The organism is Pseudomonas sp. MHK4 (assembly GCF_054600775.1).
On sequence record NZ_BAAIAK010000001.1, the window covers coordinates 536,949 to 557,046 of the forward strand.

A 20,098-nucleotide genomic window follows, 5' to 3' on the forward strand; every position below is an offset into this window, starting at 1 on the left:
ACTCATGCGGATTATCTTAGCCTTTGGCCGCTCCTATCCGGCCCGCACCGTCCTGATGCTGCTGAGCCTGCTGTTGGCAGGGGTGGTTGAAAGCATCAGCCTGAGCGCGATGCTTCCCCTGATATCGGCGGTGCTTGAAGACCAGCCCCATTCAAAGCTGGCGGTCCAGGTCTTCGGGATAATGGACACGATAGGCCTGCAACCTTCGATCCCGAACATGCTGGTGATCATTGTCGTGGGCATGACGCTGAGCAACCTGCTGATCCTGCTGGGCAATCGACAGGTCGGCTACACCGTGGCGCATGTGGCAACCGACCTGCGGATTGACCTTATCAAGGCGTCGCTGGGCAGCCGCTGGGAATATTATCTACGCCAACCGGCCGGAGCCCTGGCCAACGCCGTGGCAACCGAAGCCTTCCGCGCTTCCACCGCCTATGAGCACGCGGCCAATATGCTGGCGCTGGGTATCCAGGCAGCAGCCTATGCCGTCATCGCGCTTTTTGTCTCCTGGCAGGCGGCGCTCCTGTCGCTGCTGATCGGCTTTGTCCTGCTGGTGGCCGTGCGGGGACTGGTCAAGACATCGCGACGCGTGGGTAAAAGCCAGACCCGACTGATGCGCGAGCTGCTGGTCTACCTGACGGATACGCTTGCTTCAGTGAAACCGCTCAAAGCCATGGCCCGGGATGACATCGCCGATTCTCTATTGCGTCGTCATGCCGGCGAGCTCAACGCAGCATTAGAGCGCGAAGTGATGAGCCGCGAGACGCTCAGGGCCTTGCAGGAGCCCATGCTGGCGATCCTCGCCGCTGCGGGCCTCTACGCGGGGCTAGTCATCGGCGAACTGCCGCTGTCTTCGGTGATGGTGCTCATCTTCGTGGTAGTGCGCATGCTGGGGCTGCTGCACAAGGCGCAGCAGCGCTATCACCGGATGGCGGCGCAAGAGAGCGCCTACTGGGCCATTAAAGAGTCGATCGACAACGCTATTGCCGATGCCGAGCCTGTCGGAGGGACCTGCGCGCCTGCCTTGAAGCGGCGTATCGTTTTCGAAAATATCAACTTTGGCTACGGAGGCCGGCAGGTGCTCGACGACGTGTCGATGAGCTTTGCGGTCGGTTCATTCACCACCATGATCGGCCCTTCCGGTGCAGGCAAGACCACCGTGCTCGACCTGATCTGTTCGCTGCTCGCGCCACAGTCCGGACGCATCAGGGTAGACGACCTCGACTTGCATGATCTGGACAGGAGGGCCTGGCGCCACATGATCGGCTACGTCACACAGGAAACCTTGCTGCTGCACGATAGCATCCTGGCGAACGTCACCTTGGGCGACAAGGCCCTGAATGCCGCCGACGCAGAGCGCGCGCTCCGTCAGGTCGGTGCATGGCAATTCGTGCAGGAGTGTCCTGGCGGGTTGCAATCGATCGTAGGCGAGCGCGGTGCCAAACTTTCCGGAGGGCAAAGGCAGCGTATCGTCATCGCGCGTGCACTGGCCCATCGCCCCAGGCTCCTGATCCTGGACGAAGCCACCAGCGCGCTCGATCCGGAGTCGGAGGCCGATATTTGCCAGGTGCTGAAGAATCTGACCCCTGGCATCACCGTCATCGCGGTTTCCCATCGCCCTGCCATGATCGGCATTGCAGACCAGATTCTCGAGGTGCGAGATGGCAAGGTGTTGGCCATGCACAATGCCGTCGATCCTGACGGCACTCGGACTGACGAGGCGAAAGCCTGAAGTTTGAAGACAGCGCTGACGGGGGCAAAAATGGCCGGTCGCGAAGTGAGCGTGTGAGGGGGACTGCCCGTTGCCGGGCAGTCCCTGTTGTCAGAACTGGCGCTGTGTCAGTCCGGCCCAGAAGCCCTTGCCGCCGGCAGCGATCGCCGCTTGGCCGAGGACTTCAGCCCACTGCGAATCGCTGCCGAACTCATCGCGCCACGACCACAAGCGCCGGGTGCTGAAATGCAGGGTATGTTCGTGGGTGAACCCGATGGCCCCATGAACCTGATGCGCAATCGAGGTCGCCAGGGTGGCGGCCTCGCCGGCGCAGACCTTGGCCACGGCCACATCGAACGCCAGGCTGCTACGCGAGCCGGGTTCTGCCTGCAAGGCGTCGCAGGCGCTGCGCAACGCGACCTGGGTCGCCATGCGTGCGGCACCGATGGCACCGGCCATCTGTGCCAGTTGCTGCTGGATCGCCTGGAATTTGCCGATCGCCTTGCCGAACTGGGCGCGCTCATTGGCGTAGCTGACGGCCTTGTCCAGGCTCGATTCCAGCGCGCCGACCAGCATGCAGGCACGGATCAGCGCACCGAACAGCCAGACAGGTTCCTGCACATCCGCTATCTGTAATTGGCCGCTGGCGTGAATGCGAGCGTTGGCGAAGTGCAGGGTGTCGCGTTCCTCGCCGGCAAAATTGCTGCCGGCCTCCAGGACGATGGCGGCCTGGCGCAAGTCCATCAGCGCCAATTGTCCCGTGCCGTCGGCGACGACCGCCCAATGACTGCTGCGCGCCCAGGGCACGTTGAAGGTACGGCCATTGAGATGACCATCGACGGTCAACTCCAAGTCACCGTGACGGCCGATCTGAATCAGCGTAATCGGCTCTGCGGGCACTTCCAGGCCGGCTCGGGACAGCAGCATCGAAGCGAGCATGGTTTCGCCCAACGGCAGTGGTGCGTTCCAGTAGCCAATGGCCCGCAGTACCGGGCTCGCCTCCAGCCAACTGGCTGAGCTGCCGCCGGCGTCTTCGGCCATCAGGGCACCGGGCAGGCCTTGCTCGACGACCTGTTGCCACAACGCTGTCGCGGCGTGCCCGGCATCGAACCCGGCCAGCACCTCAGAAGTGATCTGTTCGGCGAACAGGCGCTCGACACTGTCGGCGATGATCGATTGCAATTGAGATGGAGCGCTGTCGTCCATCGCTTGATCGTGAATGGCCTGGTTCATCGCAGTCCTAGTCCTCTGGCAATGATGCCGCGAAGAATTTCGCGGGTGCCGCCACGCAGGGAAAACGACGGGGCGGTCTGGGTCAGGTAACGCATCACCTGGTCGAGTCGTGAACCCGGTTGGCGAGTGCCGCCAAACAGGTCATGGGCAAGGTCGGGCAGGGATTGTTCGAGCAGGGCGCCCTGGTCCTTGACCAGCGCGGCCGGGGTCGCCGGGTTGTCGCCACGAGCGAGCATGCCGGCGACGCCCAGTGACATCTGCCGCAGCACCGCGTAGCGCGCGGCGACGCGACCGAGGCTGACGCTGTGGCGCGAGTTCCGTGGGTCGGCGGCGTCGAGCATTTCCAGGTACAACTGGGTGCTGCTCAAGTAGCGTTCCGGGCCACTGCGTTCAAGCGCCAGTTCAGCGCCGACCTGCTTCCAGCCATCGCCGGGCTGGCCGATGACGAAGTCGTCGGCAACGAACACCTCATCAAGGAACACTTCATTGAAATCGTGCTCACCCAGCATGTTGTAGATCGGGCGAACCGTGACTCCGGGGGCACGCATGTCGATCAACAGTTGCGACAGGCCCGCATGGCGATTGGTCTCGTCCCTGGGCCCGGTACGCAGCAGGGTGACCATGTAGTGGCAGCGGTGGGCACCGGTCGTCCAGACCTTGCTGCCGTTGACGAGCCAGCCACCCTCGGTCTTGACCGCCCGGGTCTGCACCGACGCCAGGTCGGAGCCGACATTCGGCTCGCTCATGCCAATGCAGAACAACAGCTCGCCGCGTGCGATGGCCGGCATCAGCCGTGGCGCCAGCACATCAGGGGAGAACTTCATCAGCAACGGACCGGATTGACGCTCGGCGATCCAGTGCGCATTGACCGGCGCGCCGGCGGCGAGCAGCTCCTCAAGCACCACGTAACGCTCCAGGGCACTGCGTTCGTGTCCGCCGTAGCGCTTGGGCCAGGTCATGCCCAGCCAACCGCGCTCGCCCAGCTTGCGGCTGAATTCGGGGTCGGCGCCGTTCCAGTTTTTCGCGCGCTCGTGGGCGGGGTAGTCCTTCAATGTTTCGGCGAGGAATTCGCGCACTTCGGCCCGTAAAGCCAGGGTTTTGGCGTCCAATTGACAGGGACGGATATCGAGTGCCTGCATGCTTTTCGCTCATGTGAAAAGTGGGTAATTGTTTTGGCTTTCCAACTTGCTGAACGGCCAACAAGTAAATAAGCTAGCAGCAATCCTGGCAGCGAATCAAGCCGCTGCCACTCTTGAAAACCGCCAAATACCCGGAGACTGCATGTCGACCACCACTTCTTTTTCCCCCGGCCGTGGCCTTACGTTGAACCTTGAAGGCCATGTCGCGACCTTGGGTTTCAATCGTCCGCCGTTGAATTTTTTCGATGCCGAACTGATCAATGACCTGGCCGACGCCCTGCAATACCTGGATGACTTGCCGCAGTGCCGAGTGGTCGTCCTGCAGGCTGAAGGCAAGGTGTTTTGCGCCGGTGCGGATTTCTCTGGAGACGACCAGCGCGACCCGCAATACCCGCGCCGTGTCTACAAGTCGGCCGTGCGCCTGTTGCGCAATCGCAAGCCGCTGATCTGTGTGGTCGAGGGCGCCGCCATCGGCGGAGGCCTGGGCCTGGCGCTGGTCGCGGACTTTCGCGTGACCAGTGAAAAAGCGCGATTCTCGGCTAATTTCAACCGACTGGGCATTCACCAGGGTTTCGGGATCTCGGTTACCATGCCGCGTCTGGTCGGCCCGCAAATGGCCTCGCTGCTGATCGCCACCGGGCGGCGCATCGATGGCCGTGAAGCGGTGCGCATCGGTTTGGCCGATGTGTTGGCAGAGCCGGGCATGGAACGGCAACAGGCCCGCGAACTGGCCGAGGAAATCGCCGCTTCGGCGCCCGGCGCGGTCATGTCCAGCCGCGAAACCCTGCGCATGGGCCTGGCCGATGCGGTTGACCGGATCATCGATCGCGAGGCGTCCGAGCAGGAATGGCAGATCGTCAGCGCCGATTTTGCCGAAGGCACCCGCGCCATGGCCGAACGTCGCACGCCCGTTTTTACAGGACAGTAAGGAATTGCCCGATGGCACCCGTTGAAAAAACCACGCAACCGACTTCGCGACGCACGCAACTGGAGCGACGCGCCGAAGCCGAACAACGGCTGCTGATCGCTGCCCGACAAATCGTCGCGCGCAAGGGCTGGGTCGGCATGACGCTATCGGAGGTGGGCGAGGAGGCGGGCTACAGCCGTGGCCTGGCGACCCACCACTTTGGCAACAAGGCCGGTCTGCTGCGTGCCCTGGCGGGTTTCGTCAATTCGACATTCATGGAACTGGTGCAAGCCCGGTCGCCGCAGTGGCACCCGGGGATGGATGCGCTCAAGGGATTTGTCAGCGTCTATCTGGCGCGCCCGGATGGCGACTGGGTCAATACCCGGGCACTGCTGGCCCTGATGTCGGAGGCCGTGACCCAGGACTCGGAAACCGTGCAGGTCCTTGCCGAGTACAACCTTTCGGTGCAAAAGCATCTGGCGCGCTACATCCGCGAGGGCATCGATAACGGCGAGATCCGCCCGGACGTGGACCCCATGACGGGGGCCTTGCTGTTCCTGGGCACGTTGCGCGGCATGATGCTGCAGGTCCTGCTCAATCCCTCGGCCGTCGACCTGGAGTTGGTGAACACGCAGATGCTGGCATTCATTGAGCATGCATTGGCGAATACCCTGCGCATCCCCCTGTAGGAGCGAGCTTGCTCCTCCAGGGGGGCGTGCTCAGTCCAGCAAACCCTGGGCCCGGGCGATCGATACCGCCTCGGTGCGCCCGCCGGCACCGAGCTTGGTGTTGATCTTGCGCAAGTGTGATTTCACCGTCAGCTCTGAGAGAAACATTTTCTCGGCTATTTCGCGGTTGCGGTAGCCCAGTGCAAGCAAGCGCACCACCTGCAGTTCACGGTTCGATAGGTTGGATTGTGCCTCGTCTTCGCGCTTGGGCTCGACTTTCTTGCTGCTGCTCTCGCCACGCAATAACTGGGCGACGAAGCCTGGGCGAATGCCCAACGCCTCTTCCTGGCCATGGTACGTCACCGACCAACGCTCCAGCACAGCCGCCAACGGTGCGCCTTCATCGAGAAAGGTGCGGATAAACCCGACGTGGCTGGCCAAGCGCAAGGCCGCCGTTAAATGTTCAAGCGCCTCTTTGTGCTGTTTCGCGCCGTCGAGGGCGAGGATCAGCAACAAACGCAGCTTCAAGGCCCGACGATGCTGGTGTCGTTCAAGTGCTTGATCCATGGCCTGACGCAGCGTTTCGACGCAAGCGGTATCACCGTGCGCGATACGCAGGCGCTGGCGCGCGATGAACGGCGTGTCGACGTCATTGGCGCTCAATGTCACGCCCGGTTGCTCCCAGTCGCTCAGTTGCTCCGCGGCGCGCATCGCGTGATCAGCGGTATCCAGGCGATTTTCCAGGGTGGCGATACGCGCCCGTTCCAGCCAGGTCGAACAGAGGATGCGCGTAGAACCGGCCAACTGGCCCAACTGATCGAGATCGGCCAGATAACGCATCCAGGCCGGACGGTCGCCGTGCAGGTAGGCGAGGCGGGCCAATAGCACATGGGTGCTGATCAACGAGTCCGGTGCCGCGTGCTCCCGGGCATAGGGTAGCAACTCCGTGAGTCGTCGCCGCGCTTCGTCGACTGCGTCCGTTTCGTAGAGCACCACGCAATGGATGGTTTGCAGGACCGGATAACCCACAGGTACCGTACCCGTGAGCGTCTCGCGACTGCGGCGCATGGCCGTGTCCGCGCGGGTCAGGGCGCTGTCGAGTTGCCCTTGGGTCAGGTCAAGCATCGCTTGCAGCGCATCGGTGACATCGCGCAGGTAGGTCGACTCCTGCTGAGCCTCGCGCAGCCCGGCACTGCCGAGCTTTTTGCGCGCTTCGTCGAAGCGGCCGGTGTAGAAAAGCGAGCAGATTTCCACAAAAGCCGTGACTCGATACTGCATTTTGTCCTCAGGGCCCAGCTGCAACAACAGTTCGGTAGCAGCGACCAGCGCCTCATCGACACGGTCGCCGATCAACAGCAACAGTGGGTGAACGTAGTGGTGCTCTTGCGCCAGCGCCGGGTTTTCCAGGACCTGCAGTGCGTCCTTGTGGCGGCGCGCATGCAGCAGTGCCCACGCGTAGGCAATGCCCAGGCGAGGATGCAAATCGCGTATCTCCACGGGAATGCGCGAAAGCCAGCGCATCAACAGGCTGGCATGGCCGTTTTCCACCAGTTCGTCGATGTGCAACACCAGTTGCGTGGCAGCTTCGTCGACGGCGTGCGCGGTGAACAGATGCTCAAGGGCTTCTACCGGCCGCTCATTGGCGAAGTACCAACTCGCGGCCTTTTGATGCTGCCGCTCGAACTGGTCCGGGTGTCGCTTGAGGGTTTGCAGGAGGAAATCGGCGAACAGCGGGTGATAGCGAAACCATTGGCGCTGCTCGTCCGTTGCAATCACGAACAGGTTGGCCCGTTCCAGTGACTCGATCATCGTCTGGCTGTCGTGGCGACCTGTGACGGCATCGCACAAGGCTGGACAGAATCGTGTCAGGACGCAGGTCTCTAACAGCAATTGCTGGAACTGCCCGGTCTGCCGGGCCAGCACGTCTTCGCCGAAGTACTCCGCCAATGCCGGGTTAGCACCGTTGTAGGAGGCGATGAACGCAGCTGGATCGCTGTGTCTTTGCAGGGCCAGGGTGGCCAGGTAAATGCCGCAGATCCAGCCTTCGGTGCGCTCGTGCAGGGTTTCGATATCGGCCAGGTCCAGCGGCAATTGGCGCTTTTGCAAGATGTAGGTGGCGGTCTCGTCAGCGTTCAGGCACAGCGAATCGGTACCTATCTCCTGCAGTTCGCCACGGGCGCGCAATCGGCCCAGATTGATCTGCGCGGTGGTGCGCGATGCGATGGCCAAGGTCGCGCCCATGGGCAACGCCTTGAGCAGGCGCTGGATAAATTCGAGGGCCGGCGGCTGATCAAGGACTTCGAATTCGTCCATCAGCAGGGTGAACGCCCCATTGTCCGCGGCGATGTGCTCGAGCAGCCATTGCTCCCTTTGCGCCGAACTGCTGTCGGCCGGGGGGGTATCGCCAGCATCGATCAAGCCGATATCACGCAGGCCGGTGAGCAGTACCTGAGTCAAGCGCTGTGGATCGTTGTCCAGGGCATCGAGGTTGCACCACAACACGCGCCGGCCTTCGGCCAGGCAACGTTCGCGGTATTGCTGCAACAGCGTGGTCTTGCCGTAGCCGGGGCAAGCACTGATCAGGATAAGCCGCAACCCATCGCGTGGTTGCAATGGGTCAAGCAAGGTCGAACGTTCCAATTGACCCGGCAGGCTGGCCGGCGCCAGGAATTTACCCGCACGAATGGGCGGTGTTGCTCCCTGTACTGGTTCGTTGGAACTACGTTCAAAACCTTCCATGCATCCTACCTTTGGTTGTCGTCGCGCCGGTGCGGCCCTTTCTAGTATCGCCTGTCATGAGCGACACCCGATTCATGGTTCGAGCCCGCCAGTGTAGCGGGCCGACACCGGATTGGCAGCTCCCGAACCGCCCACCCTTGCATGGAAGTCCGAACACCATGAGTGCCAACGAAAACCTGAAGGCTGCCGATATTCGCGTGATCCTGGACAAGCAACGTGCCGCAAGCCTTGCCAGCGAGCCGTGGACGGCCGAACAACGCTGCGAACTGATCGACCGGGCCATCGGCCTGCTGGTTGATTACCAGGACGACATCATTGAAGCCCTGTCGGCGGACTTCGGTCATCGCAGCCGCGACTTTTCGCGCATGCTGGATGTACTGGGGCCGTTGGCATCGTTGAAGTATACCAAGGCCAAAATTGCCGAATGGATGCAGCCGGACCAGAGGGCCACCGACCGCGGCGAGGCCTGGGTGCAATATCAGCCGCTGGGCGTGGTGGGCATTCTCACGGCCTGGAACTTCCCCGGGAACATGGTCTTCAACGGCTTGGCCGGTGCCCTGGCCGCTGGCAACCGGGTGATGATCAAGGTGTCGGAATACAACCCGAAAACCTCGGCGTTGCTGGCGCGGATCTTCCGTGAAGTCTATGCCGAGGACGAAGTGGCAATCATCACCGGTGGCCCTGACATTGGCCACGCCTTCAGCCAGCAGCCGTTCGACCATCTGCTGTTCACCGGTGCCAGCAGCATCGGCAAGCACGTCATGCGCGCCGCCGCCGAGAACCTGGTGCCGGTCACCCTGGAGCTGGGCGGCAAGTCGCCGACCATCATTTCGCGCACCGCCGACCTGAAAGTCGCTGTCACTAAAATCCTCACCGGCAAGCTGCACAACGCCGGGCAGATCTGCCTGGCGCCGGACTATGTGTTCGTGCCCGAGGAGCAACAGGAAGCGTTCGTCGAAACGGTCCGCGAAGTGGTCGCCACCTTGTTCCCGACCTTGCTCGAAAACCCGGATTACACCTCGCTGATCAATGCCCGCCACTTCGAACGCCTGCACGGTTACCTCAACGAGGCACGCGAAGCCGGCGTCGAACTGATCGAGCTGAACCCGGCCGGCGAGGACTTCAGCGGCCAGCCGCACCACAAGATGGTGCCGACCCTGCTGCGCAATCCCGGTGATGAATTGCAGGTGATGCAGGACGAAATCTTCGGTCCGCTGTTGCCATTCAAACCCTACAAATCATTCGCCGAAGTGGTCAGCTACATCAACTCGCACCCGCGTCCGCTGGGCCTGTACTACTTCGGCAACGATGCCGGCGAAGAGGCGTTCGTGCTCCATCGCACCACCTCCGGTGGCGTCACCCTCAATGACGTGCTGCGCCACGGCGGCGTCGAGACCTTGCCATTCGGTGGCGTCGGCAACAGCGGCATGGGCTGCTACCACGGCATCGACGGTTTCCGCACCTTCAGCCACGGCAAATCGGTGTTGCGCGCTGTCGATGGGCCGGACGCGATGCGTCCTCCGTACAGCGAACAGGTGCGCCAGTTCGTCGGGTCGATGATCAAGCGCTAAGACATCCACCGGGATGGCGGATGCGTTCGCCATCGCCGGCCACATCCTGCTTAAAAAAGAGAATAAAAACATGAAAGCTGCCGTTCTACATGCCCCCGGTACGCCACTGATCATCGAAGAAGTCGGCATCAGTAAACCCGGCCCACGGGAAGTACTGGTGCGCACCGTTGCGGTGGGGGTTTGTCACTCCGACCTGCACTTCGTCGATGGCGCCTATCCGTACCCGATGCCGGTGGTGCTCGGTCACGAAGCGTCCGGCATCGTCGAGCAAGTAGGCTGCGAGGTGCGCACGGTGAAGCCGGGCGATCATGTGGTGACCTGCCTGTCGGCCTATTGCGGCCACTGCGAGCATTGCGTCACCGGGCACCTGTCGTTGTGCGTGTCCCCGGACACCAAGCGCCGTGCCGATGAAGAGTCGCGACTGACCTACGTACAAAAGCCGATGACCCAGTTCATCAACCTGTCGGCCTATGCCGAACAGATGCTGGTGCATGAGAACGCGCTGGTCGCCATTCGCCGCGACATGCCGCTCGACCGCGCGGCGCTGCTCGGTTGCGCGGTCACCACCGGCACCGGCGCGGTGTTCAATACCGCCAAGGTGCGCCCGGGTGAAACGGTAGCGGTGATCGGCTGCGGCGGTATCGGCCTGTCCACCATCAACGGCGCGGCACTGGCCGGCGCCGGGCGGATCATCGCCATCGACATGCTCGACTCGAAACTGGAGTTGGCCAGACAGTTTGGCGCCACTGATGTGGTCAACGCCAAAGACGGCAGTGCAGTCGCGCAGGTGTTGGAGTTGACCCGAGGCGGCGTGCATCACGCGTTCGAGTGCATCGGCCTCAAGCAAACCGCCGAACAGGCTTTCGGCATGCTGGCCCGCGGCGGCACCGCGACGATCATCGGCATGATCAAACCCGGGGTAAAACTGGAGCTGGACCCCATGGCCATGTTGCACGAGCGCCGTATCCAGGGCTCGTTCATGGGCTCCAACCGCTTTCCCGTGGACTTGCCCCGACTGACCGACTTCTACATGCAGGGCCGGCTCAAGCTCGACGAAATGATCTCCCAGCGCATCAAGCTCACGCAGATCAACGAGGCCTTCGACGAATTGCGCCGTGGTGAGCTGGCACGCTCGGTCATCGTCTTCGATCAATGACGCTGCATCGCCGTCGCCGGTTCTTGCCGGCGATGGCACGCCCATTCAGTCGTCCTCCCACAAGACCGGCCCCAGGCTGGCGACTCATCATTGAGGTATCAGATGGATATTCATTTCAGCGCCGAGGAAGTGGCGTTCCGCGAGCAAGTGCGCGGGTTTCTCAAGGCCAACCTGCCGCAAGACATCGCGGACCGGATCAACCAGGGCAAGTCGGTGTGCAAAGCCGACCAGGTCCTCTGGATGCGCACCCTGAATGACCAGGGCTGGCTGGCGGCGAGTTGGCCGGTGGAGCAGGGCGGCACCGGCTGGACTGCCGTGCACAAGCATATTTTCGACGAAGAGTGCTCGGTCGCCGGTGCGCCCCGCATCGTGCCGTTCGGCATCAACATGGTCGGCCCGGTGATCATCAAGTTCGGCACCGAAGAACAAAAGGCCCATTACCTGCCGCGCATCCTCAATTGCGACGATTGGTGGTGCCAGGGCTATTCCGAGCCGGGCGCCGGTTCCGACCTGGCCAGCCTGCGCACCCGTGCGGTGCGGGACGGCGACGACTACGTGGTCAACGGCCAGAAGACCTGGACCTCCACCGGGCACATGGCCGACTGGATGTTCTGCCTGGTGCGCACCGACGCCGAGGCGCAACAGCAACGGGGCATTTCCTTCCTGCTGATCGACATGAAGAGCCCCGGCATTACCGTGCGCCCGATCATCACGCTCGAAGGCGGCCATTACGTCAACGAAGTGTTCCTCGACAACGTGCGGGTGCCGGTGAAGAACCTGGTCGGCCGCGAAAACGAGGGCTGGACCTGCGCCAAGTACCTGCTGACCCATGAACGCACGACGATTGCCGGGATCGGCATCGCCAAGGCCATGTTGTCGCGGCTCAAAGCGGTGGCCCGGGCAGAGCGTCGCAACGGCAAGCCACTGATCGAAGACCCGAGCTTTCGTGCGCAGATCGCCGACGTGGAAATCCAGTTGATGGCCATCGGCATGAGCAACCTGCGCATCCTCGCCTCGGCCCAGGAGGGCGGTGTTCCCGGTTCGGAAAGCTCGATCCTGAAAATCAAGGGCACCGAGATTCGCCAGGCCATCACCTACCTGCTGACCAAAGCGGTGGGGGCCTATGCCAACCCGTTCCTCAAGGACGAGTTGGGTTACGACCATGAAGGCGAACTGCTGCACAGCGAGTTCAGCAATTGCTCCACCTGCCAGTACCTGGACATGCGCAAAGCTTCTGTCTACGGCGGTTCCACTGAAATCCAGAAGAACATCATCGCCAAGATGATTCTCGAACTCTAAGGGGCAGACCATGGACTTCAAACTTTCCGAAGAGCAGCAAATGCTGCAAGACACCGCCGCACGCCTGGTGCGCGACACCTACACGTTCGAGCAGCGCGAGCAGTTTCGCGACAGCGCCAAGGGTTTTAGCGCCGAGTTCTGGCAGCAGATGGGCGAACTGGGGCTGACGTCGGTACCGTTCGCCGAGGAATTCGGCGGTTTCGGTGGCAATGGCGTGGACGTGATGCTGGTGGCCCAGGAACTCGGTCGCGGCCTGTGCCTTGAACCCTGGCTGCATTCGGTGATCTTTGCCGGGGGCCTGATCGATCAACTGGGCAGCCCGACGCAAAAGAGTGAGCTGTTGCCGCAGGTGGCCAGCGCCGAACTGCAACTGGCGGTGGCCGTCGAAGAGCCGCAGAGCCACTACCAGTTGCACGATGTACAGACCCGCGCCGAAGCGGTCAGCGGCGGCTGGTCCCTCAACGGGCGCAAGTCTGTGGTGGTGGGCGGGCAGAGCGCGGGCCTGATCCTGGTCTCGGCGCGGACGTGCGGGGATGTGCGTGACGAGGCGGGCATCAGCCTGTTCCTGGTCGATCCGGCCTCCCCGGGCGTGAGTGTGCGCGAATACCCGACCATGGACGGCCGCCGGGCATGTGACCTGTTCCTGGACAACGTGTCTGTCAGCAGCGCCGCGATGTTGGGCGAACATGGCAAAGCCCTGGACGCGTTGCGTTATCAGCAGGGCCGCGCCATCGCCGCACAATGCGCCGAAGCCGTCGGCAGCCTGCAAGCCACCTGCGCGCTGACCCTGGATTACCTCAAGACACGCAAGCAATTCGGCCAGGTCATCGGCAAATTCCAGGCCCTGCAGCACCGCATGGTCGACCTGTACATCGAGCTCGACCAGGCGACTTCCATGACCCTGCTCGCTGCCTGCGTGGCCTTTGAGCCGGACAGCGCAGAACGCAGCCGCACCCTGGCCGCCGCCAAATACACCGTCTGCCGCGCCGCGCGCTTCGTCGCCGACCAGGGCATCCAGTTACACGGTGGTATCGGCCTGACCTGGGAATACGTGCTGTCGCACCACGCCAAACACCTGCTGATGATCGCCCGCCAGTTCGGTGACGACGACCATCACCTGCAGGCCTACAGCGCGCTCATGCAGGACGCTTAGGACCCACGCTGCGCGCCTGTTTTCCCGTCAGGCGCGCTCTATCCAGACAATAAAAACAAGGAGCAAGACATGGTGACGAGATCATGGCGTTGGCTGCGCGACCTGAGCGTCGCGAGCACGTTGCTGGCCGTGTCGGTCTGCAGTTCTGCCGCCGACAAACCGAACGTACTGGTCATCTTTGGCGATGACATCGGCATCTTCAATATCAGTGCCTACAACCAGGGCATGATGGGCTATGAAACGCCCAGCATCGACCGCATCGCCAAGGAAGGCGTGCTGTTTACCCATGCCTATGGCGAGCAGTCCTGCACCGCAGGTCGCGCAGCTTTTGCCCTGGGCGAACACCCATTCCGTACCGGCCTGCTGACCATCGGCATGCCCGGCTCCGAACATGGCATTCCCGATTGGGCACCGACCATCGGCGACGCGATGAAGCAACAGGGCTACACCACCGGCCAGTTCGGCAAGAACCACCTTGGCGATCGGGATAAACACCTGCCGACCAACCATGGCTTCGACGAGTTCTTCGGCAACCTGTACCACATGAACGCCGAGGAAGAGCCGCAAACCTACTACTACCCCAAGGACCCGGCGTTCAGGAAACAATACGGTCCGCGCGGTGTGATCCATTCCTATGCCGACGGCAAGATCGAAGATACCGGTCCTTTGACCCGCAAACGCATGGAAACCATCGATGACGAGCTGGTGCAGGCCACCAACAACTTCATCGACAAGGCGCACAAGGCCGACAAGCCGTTCTTCGTCTGGTTCAACGCCACCCGTATGCACATCTGGACCCACCTCAAGCAAGAGTCCGAAGGCAAGACCGGCGTCGGGCTGTATCCCGACGGCATGGTCGAGCATGACGGCCAGGTCGGGCAGCTGCTCAAGAAGCTCGATGACCTTGGCATCGCCGACAACACCATCGTGATCTACACCACCGACAACGGCGCGGAGAAATTCAGTTGGCCCGATGGCGGCACATCACCGTTCGCCGGCGAAAAGGGCACCTCCAATGAAGGCGGGCATCGTGTGCCGTTGCTGGTCAAGTGGCCGAAGGTGCTCAAGCCCGGCACCCATATGAACAACCTGATTGCCCATAACGACTGGATGCCAACCCTGGCCGCGGCGGCGGGCGCACCGAACCTGGTGGCGGACCTGGCCAAGGGCACGCAGCTCAACGGCAAGCAGTTCCGTGTGCATCTGGATGGCTACAACTTCCTGCCGTTCTTCAAGGGCGAGGCCAAGGACAGTCCGCGCGAGGAATATTTCTACTTCAGCATGGGCGGCGACCTGGATGCGATCCGCTGGCGCGAGTGGCGGTTGGCGTTCGCGCAAATGACCGGGGATTTCGCCAGCGCTTCGCGCAAGGTGACCAACGTGCCGGTGTTGACCAATCTGCTGGCCGACCCGTTCCAGACCGCGCGCAAGGAATCGCCGATGGCCAAGCGCTGGGCCGCGGACCAAGCGTGGTTGCTGGTGCCGATCCAGGCCAAGGTCAAGGCCTTCATGGCAACGCTGGGCCAGTACCCGTTCCAGGAAGGCGTCAGCCTGAACCCCGGCAATATCAACTACCAGAGCCTGGCCGTGAAGAAAGCGCTGATGGACTTGCAAAAACCTGCGGCTGCGAACTGATCGCAGCGCGGGTGCAGTCAATGCACAACAACTGTAGGAGCGAGCTTGCTCGCGATGGACGCTAACGATAACGCGTGCTTGCTGATTCAACGCGTCGTCCTCAAGTTTTTCGCGAGCAAGCTTGCTCCTACAAAAAAGCTATCCATTTTTTTGGAGTTATCTGATGAAAGTCCTCGTAGCGGTCAAGCGCGTGGTCGATTTCAACGTCAAGGTTCGCGTCAAGGCGGACCAGTCCGGTATCGACCTCGCCAACGTCAAAATGGCCCTCAATCCCTTCTGCGAAATTGCCGTGGAAGAAGCCGTACGTTTGAAAGAGCAGGGCATTGCCACTGAAGTCGTGGTGGTCAGTGTCGGTCCGGTTGCCGCGCAGGAGCAATTGCGCACCGCGCTGGCTCTGGGCGCCGACCGCGCCATCCTGATCGAGAGCAATGACGAACTGAGTTCGCTGCCTGTGGCCAAGCTGCTCAAGGCCGTGGTCGTTCAGGAGCAGCCGCAACTGGTGATCCTCGGCAAGCAAGCCATCGACAGCGATAACAACCAGACCGGGCAGATGCTCGCCGCACTCACCGGTTTCGCCCAGGGCACCTTCGCCTCGAACGTCGAGATCGCCGGCGACCAGGTGATCGTTGCCCGGGAAATCGACAGCGGGATGCAAACCGTCGCGCTGAAGCTGCCGGCCATCGTCACCACCGACCTGCGCTTGAACGAGCCGCGCTACGCCTCTTTGCCGAACATCATGAAGGCCAAGAAGAAGCCGCTCGAAACCTTGACCCCCGATGCCCTGGGCGTGTCCACGGTGTCCACCAACCAGACCGTGAAAGTCCAGGCGCCTGCCACTCGCAGCGCCGGTATCAAGGTCAAGTCGGTGGCTGAACTGGTCGAAAAACTGAAAAACGAAGCGAAGGTAATCTAAATGGCAATCCTGGTAATCGCTGAGCACGACAACAACACCCTTGCCACGGCCACGTTGAACACGGTGGCGGCTGCCGCCCAGATCGGCGGCGACATCCATGTATTGGTTGCAGGGCAGGATATTGGCGCCCTGGCTCAGAGCGCCGCAAAAATCGCCGGTGTGGCCAAAGTGCTCCTGGCCGACAACCCGGCCTACACCCATCAACTGCCGGAAAACCTCGCCCCGCTGGTCGTCAGCCAGGTGATCGAGCAACACACCATCTACAGTCACGTCCTGGCGCCGGCGACCTCCCACGGCAAGAACATCCTGCCTCGCGTAGCGGCTGCGCTGGACGTCGACCAGATCTCCGAAGTCATCTCGGTGGAGAGCGCTGACACCTTCAAGCGCCCGATCTACGCTGGCAACGCCATCGCCACCGTGCAATCGAGTGCCGTGGTCAAGGTGATCACCGTACGCGCCACCGGTTTCGACCCAGTGGCTGCAGAGGGTGGCAGCGCTGCCGTTGAAGTCATTGGGGCCGTCCACGAGGCTGGCATTAGTGCTTTCGTCAGCGAAGCGCTGGCCAAATCCGATCGTCCGGAACTGACCGCCGCGAAGATCGTCGTGTCCGGCGGGCGTGGCATGCAAAACGGCGACAACTTCCAGTACCTGTACAGCCTCGCCGACAAACTCGGCGCCGGGGTCGGGGCTTCCCGTGCAGCGGTCGACGCAGGTTTCGTGCCCAACGACATGCAGGTTGGCCAGACCGGCAAGATTGTCGCGCCGCAGTTGTACATTGCTGTCGGCATCAGCGGAGCGATCCAGCACCTGGCCGGCATGAAAGACTCGAAAATCATCGTCGCCATCAACAAGGACGAAGAGGCCCCGATCTTCCAGGTGGCGGACTACGGCCTGGTGGCGGACCTGTTCGAAGCGGTTCCGCAACTCGAACAAGCCCTTTAACAAACACGGCGTCGTACACAGACTCCGTGCCTGGCAAAAATCCCCTGCAGGAGCCGGCTTGCTGTCGATGGCGTCGGTGGGATCGCCTTCGCTGGCAAGCCAGCGCCTACAGGGTTCTGCGGGGTGTGGTGGATTTGTGGTGTGACGCAGATCTGTAGGAGCCGGCTTGCTGGCGATGGCGTCCGTGGGATCGCCTTCGCTGGCAAGCCAGCTCCTACAAGGTGATCCAGCCCCGCGTGCGGGCAATGGCCAGGGTTTCCGTGCGCCCGTTGGCCTCGAGCTTCGCGTAGATCTTCTGCAGGTGGGATTTGACCGTGAACTCGGAGAGGAACACCTTCTCGGCGATCTCGCGGTTACGATGCCCGGCGGCCAGCAGTTGCAGGATCTGATACTCGCGCACCGTCAGCACTTCGTGGGCACCGTTGTCCTTGCGCGCATCTTCCATGTTGCCCTCGCTGACATCCAACAGTTGCATCAGCCGGTCGACGAATCCGCAGTCGATCCCCAGTTCCTTGCAGCGCGCCTTGCCTGTCGTGCCCCAGCGTTGCAACAGCCCGGCCATGCGCGCGCCTTCTTCGATGAACGTTGCGAGGAAGCCGTCATGGCTGGCCAGGCGCAGCGCTTCACCGAGCGCCAAAAAGGCCTCTTGCGGTTGCTGGACGCTGTCCAGCGCGAGCGCCAGGAGAATGTGCAGCTTCAGTTCGCGGCGGTGATGTTGCCAGTGCCGCGCTTGCTCGATCGCCGTGCGCAAGGCCTTGACTGCCCCCGCGCCTTCGCCCTGGACAATGCGCAAGCGTTGTCGGGCGATACTCGGCGTGTCCACGTCGTTGGCGATTCGGATGAAATCGGGACGGTCCCAATCGCCGGCAAGGTCAGCCGAGTGCAGGGCTTGCATCGCCGTGTCCAGGCGCTGTTCGAGCAACGCCACGCGGGCTCGCTCCAGCCAGGCAGAGCACTGGACGCGGTGCGAGCCGACCTGGCGGCCGATCTGCTCGAGCTCCACCAGGCAGCGGGTCCAGGTGGTGCGATCGCCCTGGCTGTACGCGATACGGGCGGTCAGTACGTGAGTGATGATCTGGTTCTCGGGGGAACTGACCTGCTTGGCAAAAAACAGGCAGCGTGACAGATACTTTTGCGCTTGCGCAAAGTCGCCGTTCTCGTACAGCAGCAGGCCATGGAGGATATCCAGCGACAGCTTGGCTTCGTGTGGTTTGCCCTGGCCGTTGTTTCGCGTTCGCTCCGGCGTGCTGTGCATACGCACGAGGGCATTGCTCAAGCGGCCCTGGATCAGGTCCAGGGTGCTCTCGTTGACGCGGAAGATGTGGCGCAGAAAACTCGAATGAACCCGCGAATCCCGTTGCAGTGCACTGGACAACAGGTTGCGCGCTTCATCGTAGCGACCGCTGGCAACCATGTTCATCGCCACCAAGTTAGCCAGCACTATGTATAAATGCACTTCGTCGGCAGGCATGCACTCAAGCAGTTCGACGCCCCTGCGGCAACAGGCTTCGGCCTGATCGGTCACCCCAAGGCGCAAACATTCCACGACCTTGGGCACATAGGCATAGGCGGGCCCCGACTGTTGCGCCAGACGTTCGGCCACGTGCATCGCGTCCTTGAGGCGCGTCGTGCTTGCCAACAGCCAGGCGTAGGCCTGGTTGAGTAGCGGATAGCGGTCGCGAGTCGTCTCTGGAATCCGGTCCAGCCAACGCAGCAACAGGCGTGTGCGGCCACTGTCGATCAGGGTATCGAGGTGACGGTTCAAACCGTCGGCGGCTTCATCGAGCAGGCCGGCGTTGAACAGGTGCTCGACGCCGGGGATCGGTTGCCCGGCATCGAAGAACCATGACGCGGCGGTTTCATGGAGGGTTTGTGCCATGCCCGGGTACAGGCGATCCAGGGCGTGGCGCAAGAAACTGGCGAACAGGTGGTGATAACGGAACCATTGCTGCTGACTGTCGACCGGCACCAGGAACAGGTTGGTGCGGTCGAGGTGATCGATCATGGCGCGGCTGTCCTTGCGCCCGGTCACCGCTTCACAGAGCGGCACGCAGAACTGCTCGAGGATGCTGGTCTGCATCAGGAACATCCGGCAGTCCTCGGTCTGTCGCGCCAGGATGTCTTCGGTGAGGTATTCGGCCAGTTCCAGGTTGGAGCCGGAAAACGACGCAATGAAGGCGCCGTGATCGTCCCGATCCTTGAGCGAAAGGCTGGCCAGGTAAAGCCCGGCGATCCAGCCCTCGGTGCGCCGGTACAGCGTGGCCAGCTCATCGTCATGCAGCGGGATCTGCCGTTTGCCGCGAATGAACGCCATGGATTCTTCAAGCGTGAAACGCAGATCCTGCGGGCGGATTTCCAGCAGTTGGCCACGGGCGCGAATGCGCCCCAGGCCGATGCCCGGGGTCGAGCGCGACGCCATCACCACGACGCTGCCTGAGGGCAGTTGCTCGACCAGTTGCTGGAGAAACTCGAGCACCTCGGGATTCTGGATGACTTCGACTTCGTCGAGCAGGATGGCATATGGCAAGGGGCTGCTGATCATGCGTTCCAGCAGGTCCTCGGCACAAGGAGGATCGTTGCGCGCAGACTGCTCGGCGGACTTGGGCAGTAAGCCGAGCCCTTTGCCCAACAGGTTGACGAAGCGTTGCAAGTCGTTGTCGGCGGGCTCCAGGTTGATCCACAGCGCACGCTTGCCGCTAGCCAGGCAGTGCTCGCGGAATTGCTGCATGAGCGTGGTTTTACCGAAACCTGCGGCTGCACGAATCAGGATCAGGCGGGCCGCATCGGCGTCGGCCATTTGCTGGAGCAGGCGCGAACGCGACAAGTGGCTGTCGGCCGATTTCGGACTGGCGAACTTGATAGAGCCACTTCTCGAGGCTGTCGGCTCACTCGGGGCGGCAGTGAGCGCAGGGCCGGCAGGCGCGAGCGTTGAATTGTCCCAGTGAACTGGCATTGAAAGAACCTCCACACAGGTCACTCGCCTTGCGCAACCGCCTGGCAATGTGACCTTTTTATTCTTGTAAGTGCGGCCA

The 20,098-nt window shown here is 62.2% G+C and carries 14 protein-coding genes; 10 read left to right on the forward strand and 4 right to left on the reverse strand.

Annotation, left to right across the window (positions count from 1 at the left end; genetic code table 11):
- Positions 1-4: 4 nt before the first annotated feature.
- Positions 5-1,732, forward strand: a complete 1,728-nt coding sequence (locus ACYP2Q_RS02310; protein ID WP_459728985.1) for an ABC transporter ATP-binding protein — start codon at positions 5-7, stop codon at positions 1,730-1,732.
- 90 nt (positions 1,733-1,822) lie between these two features.
- Here the strand turns inward: ACYP2Q_RS02310 and ACYP2Q_RS02315 are convergent, their stop codons facing one another.
- Both ACYP2Q_RS02315 and ACYP2Q_RS02320 read right to left on the reverse strand, forming a co-directional pair.
- Positions 1,823-2,944 (reverse strand): acyl-CoA dehydrogenase family protein, encoded by a 1,122-nt coding sequence (locus ACYP2Q_RS02315; RefSeq protein WP_459728986.1) that lies wholly within the window; start codon positions 2,942-2,944, stop codon positions 1,823-1,825.
- Positions 2,941-4,083 carry an acyl-CoA dehydrogenase family protein gene (locus tag ACYP2Q_RS02320; protein WP_459728987.1) on the reverse strand — a complete coding sequence of 381 codons (1,143 nt, stop codon included), beginning with the start codon at positions 4,081-4,083 and terminating at the stop codon, positions 2,941-2,943. Before ACYP2Q_RS02320 ends, ACYP2Q_RS02315 begins: the two co-directional genes overlap by 4 nt.
- Before the next feature lie 142 nt (positions 4,084-4,225).
- Between ACYP2Q_RS02320 and ACYP2Q_RS02325 the strand changes: the two genes are divergently transcribed.
- Positions 4,226-5,011 carry an enoyl-CoA hydratase/isomerase family protein gene (locus ACYP2Q_RS02325; RefSeq protein ID WP_459728988.1) on the forward strand — a complete coding sequence of 262 codons (786 nt, stop codon included), beginning with the start codon at positions 4,226-4,228 and terminating at the stop codon, positions 5,009-5,011.
- 11 nt (positions 5,012-5,022) lie between these two features.
- Entirely contained in the window at positions 5,023-5,679 is a 657-nt protein-coding gene (locus ACYP2Q_RS02330; protein WP_459728989.1) for a TetR/AcrR family transcriptional regulator, read from the forward strand.
- Between the two features lie 30 nt (positions 5,680-5,709).
- Here ACYP2Q_RS02330 and ACYP2Q_RS02335 read toward each other — a convergent pair whose 3' ends face one another.
- The gene (locus ACYP2Q_RS02335) at positions 5,710-8,397 is read right to left on the reverse strand and encodes a LuxR C-terminal-related transcriptional regulator (RefSeq protein ID WP_459728990.1); all 2,688 of its coding nucleotides are present in this window, start codon (positions 8,395-8,397) and stop codon (positions 5,710-5,712) included.
- Positions 8,398-8,555: 158 nt separating this feature from the next.
- Between ACYP2Q_RS02335 and ACYP2Q_RS02340 the strand changes: the two genes are divergently transcribed.
- From ACYP2Q_RS02340 to ACYP2Q_RS02370, 7 genes are all read left to right on the forward strand, one after another.
- Positions 8,556-9,968, forward strand: coding sequence for a coniferyl aldehyde dehydrogenase (locus ACYP2Q_RS02340; protein WP_459728991.1), 1,413 nt, complete (start codon positions 8,556-8,558; stop codon positions 9,966-9,968).
- Positions 9,969-10,038: 70 nt separating this feature from the next.
- Positions 10,039-11,124 carry a Zn-dependent alcohol dehydrogenase gene (locus ACYP2Q_RS02345; protein WP_459728992.1) on the forward strand — a complete coding sequence of 362 codons (1,086 nt, stop codon included), beginning with the start codon at positions 10,039-10,041 and terminating at the stop codon, positions 11,122-11,124.
- Between the two features lie 102 nt (positions 11,125-11,226).
- Complete coding sequence (locus tag ACYP2Q_RS02350; protein WP_459728993.1) at positions 11,227-12,423, forward strand: acyl-CoA dehydrogenase family protein; 1,197 nt, start codon at positions 11,227-11,229, stop codon at positions 12,421-12,423.
- Positions 12,424-12,433: 10 nt separating this feature from the next.
- On the forward strand, positions 12,434-13,576 hold the full coding sequence (locus ACYP2Q_RS02355; RefSeq protein WP_459728994.1) for an acyl-CoA dehydrogenase family protein: 1,143 nt from the start codon (positions 12,434-12,436) through the stop codon (positions 13,574-13,576).
- Between the two features lie 69 nt (positions 13,577-13,645).
- Positions 13,646-15,211 (forward strand): arylsulfatase, encoded by a 1,566-nt coding sequence (locus tag ACYP2Q_RS02360; RefSeq protein WP_459728995.1) that lies wholly within the window; start codon positions 13,646-13,648, stop codon positions 15,209-15,211.
- 163 nt (positions 15,212-15,374) lie between these two features.
- On the forward strand, positions 15,375-16,124 hold the full coding sequence (locus ACYP2Q_RS02365) for an electron transfer flavoprotein subunit beta/FixA family protein (RefSeq protein ID WP_459728996.1): 750 nt from the start codon (positions 15,375-15,377) through the stop codon (positions 16,122-16,124).
- Entirely contained in the window at positions 16,125-17,066 is a 942-nt protein-coding gene (locus ACYP2Q_RS02370) for an electron transfer flavoprotein subunit alpha/FixB family protein (protein WP_459728997.1), read from the forward strand.
- 214 nt (positions 17,067-17,280) lie between these two features.
- On the opposite strand, the gene ACYP2Q_RS02375 is transcribed toward ACYP2Q_RS02370, so the two are convergent.
- Entirely contained in the window at positions 17,281-19,890 is a 2,610-nt protein-coding gene (locus tag ACYP2Q_RS02375; protein WP_459728998.1) for a LuxR C-terminal-related transcriptional regulator, read from the reverse strand.
- Between the last annotated feature and the right edge of the window lie 208 nt (positions 19,891-20,098).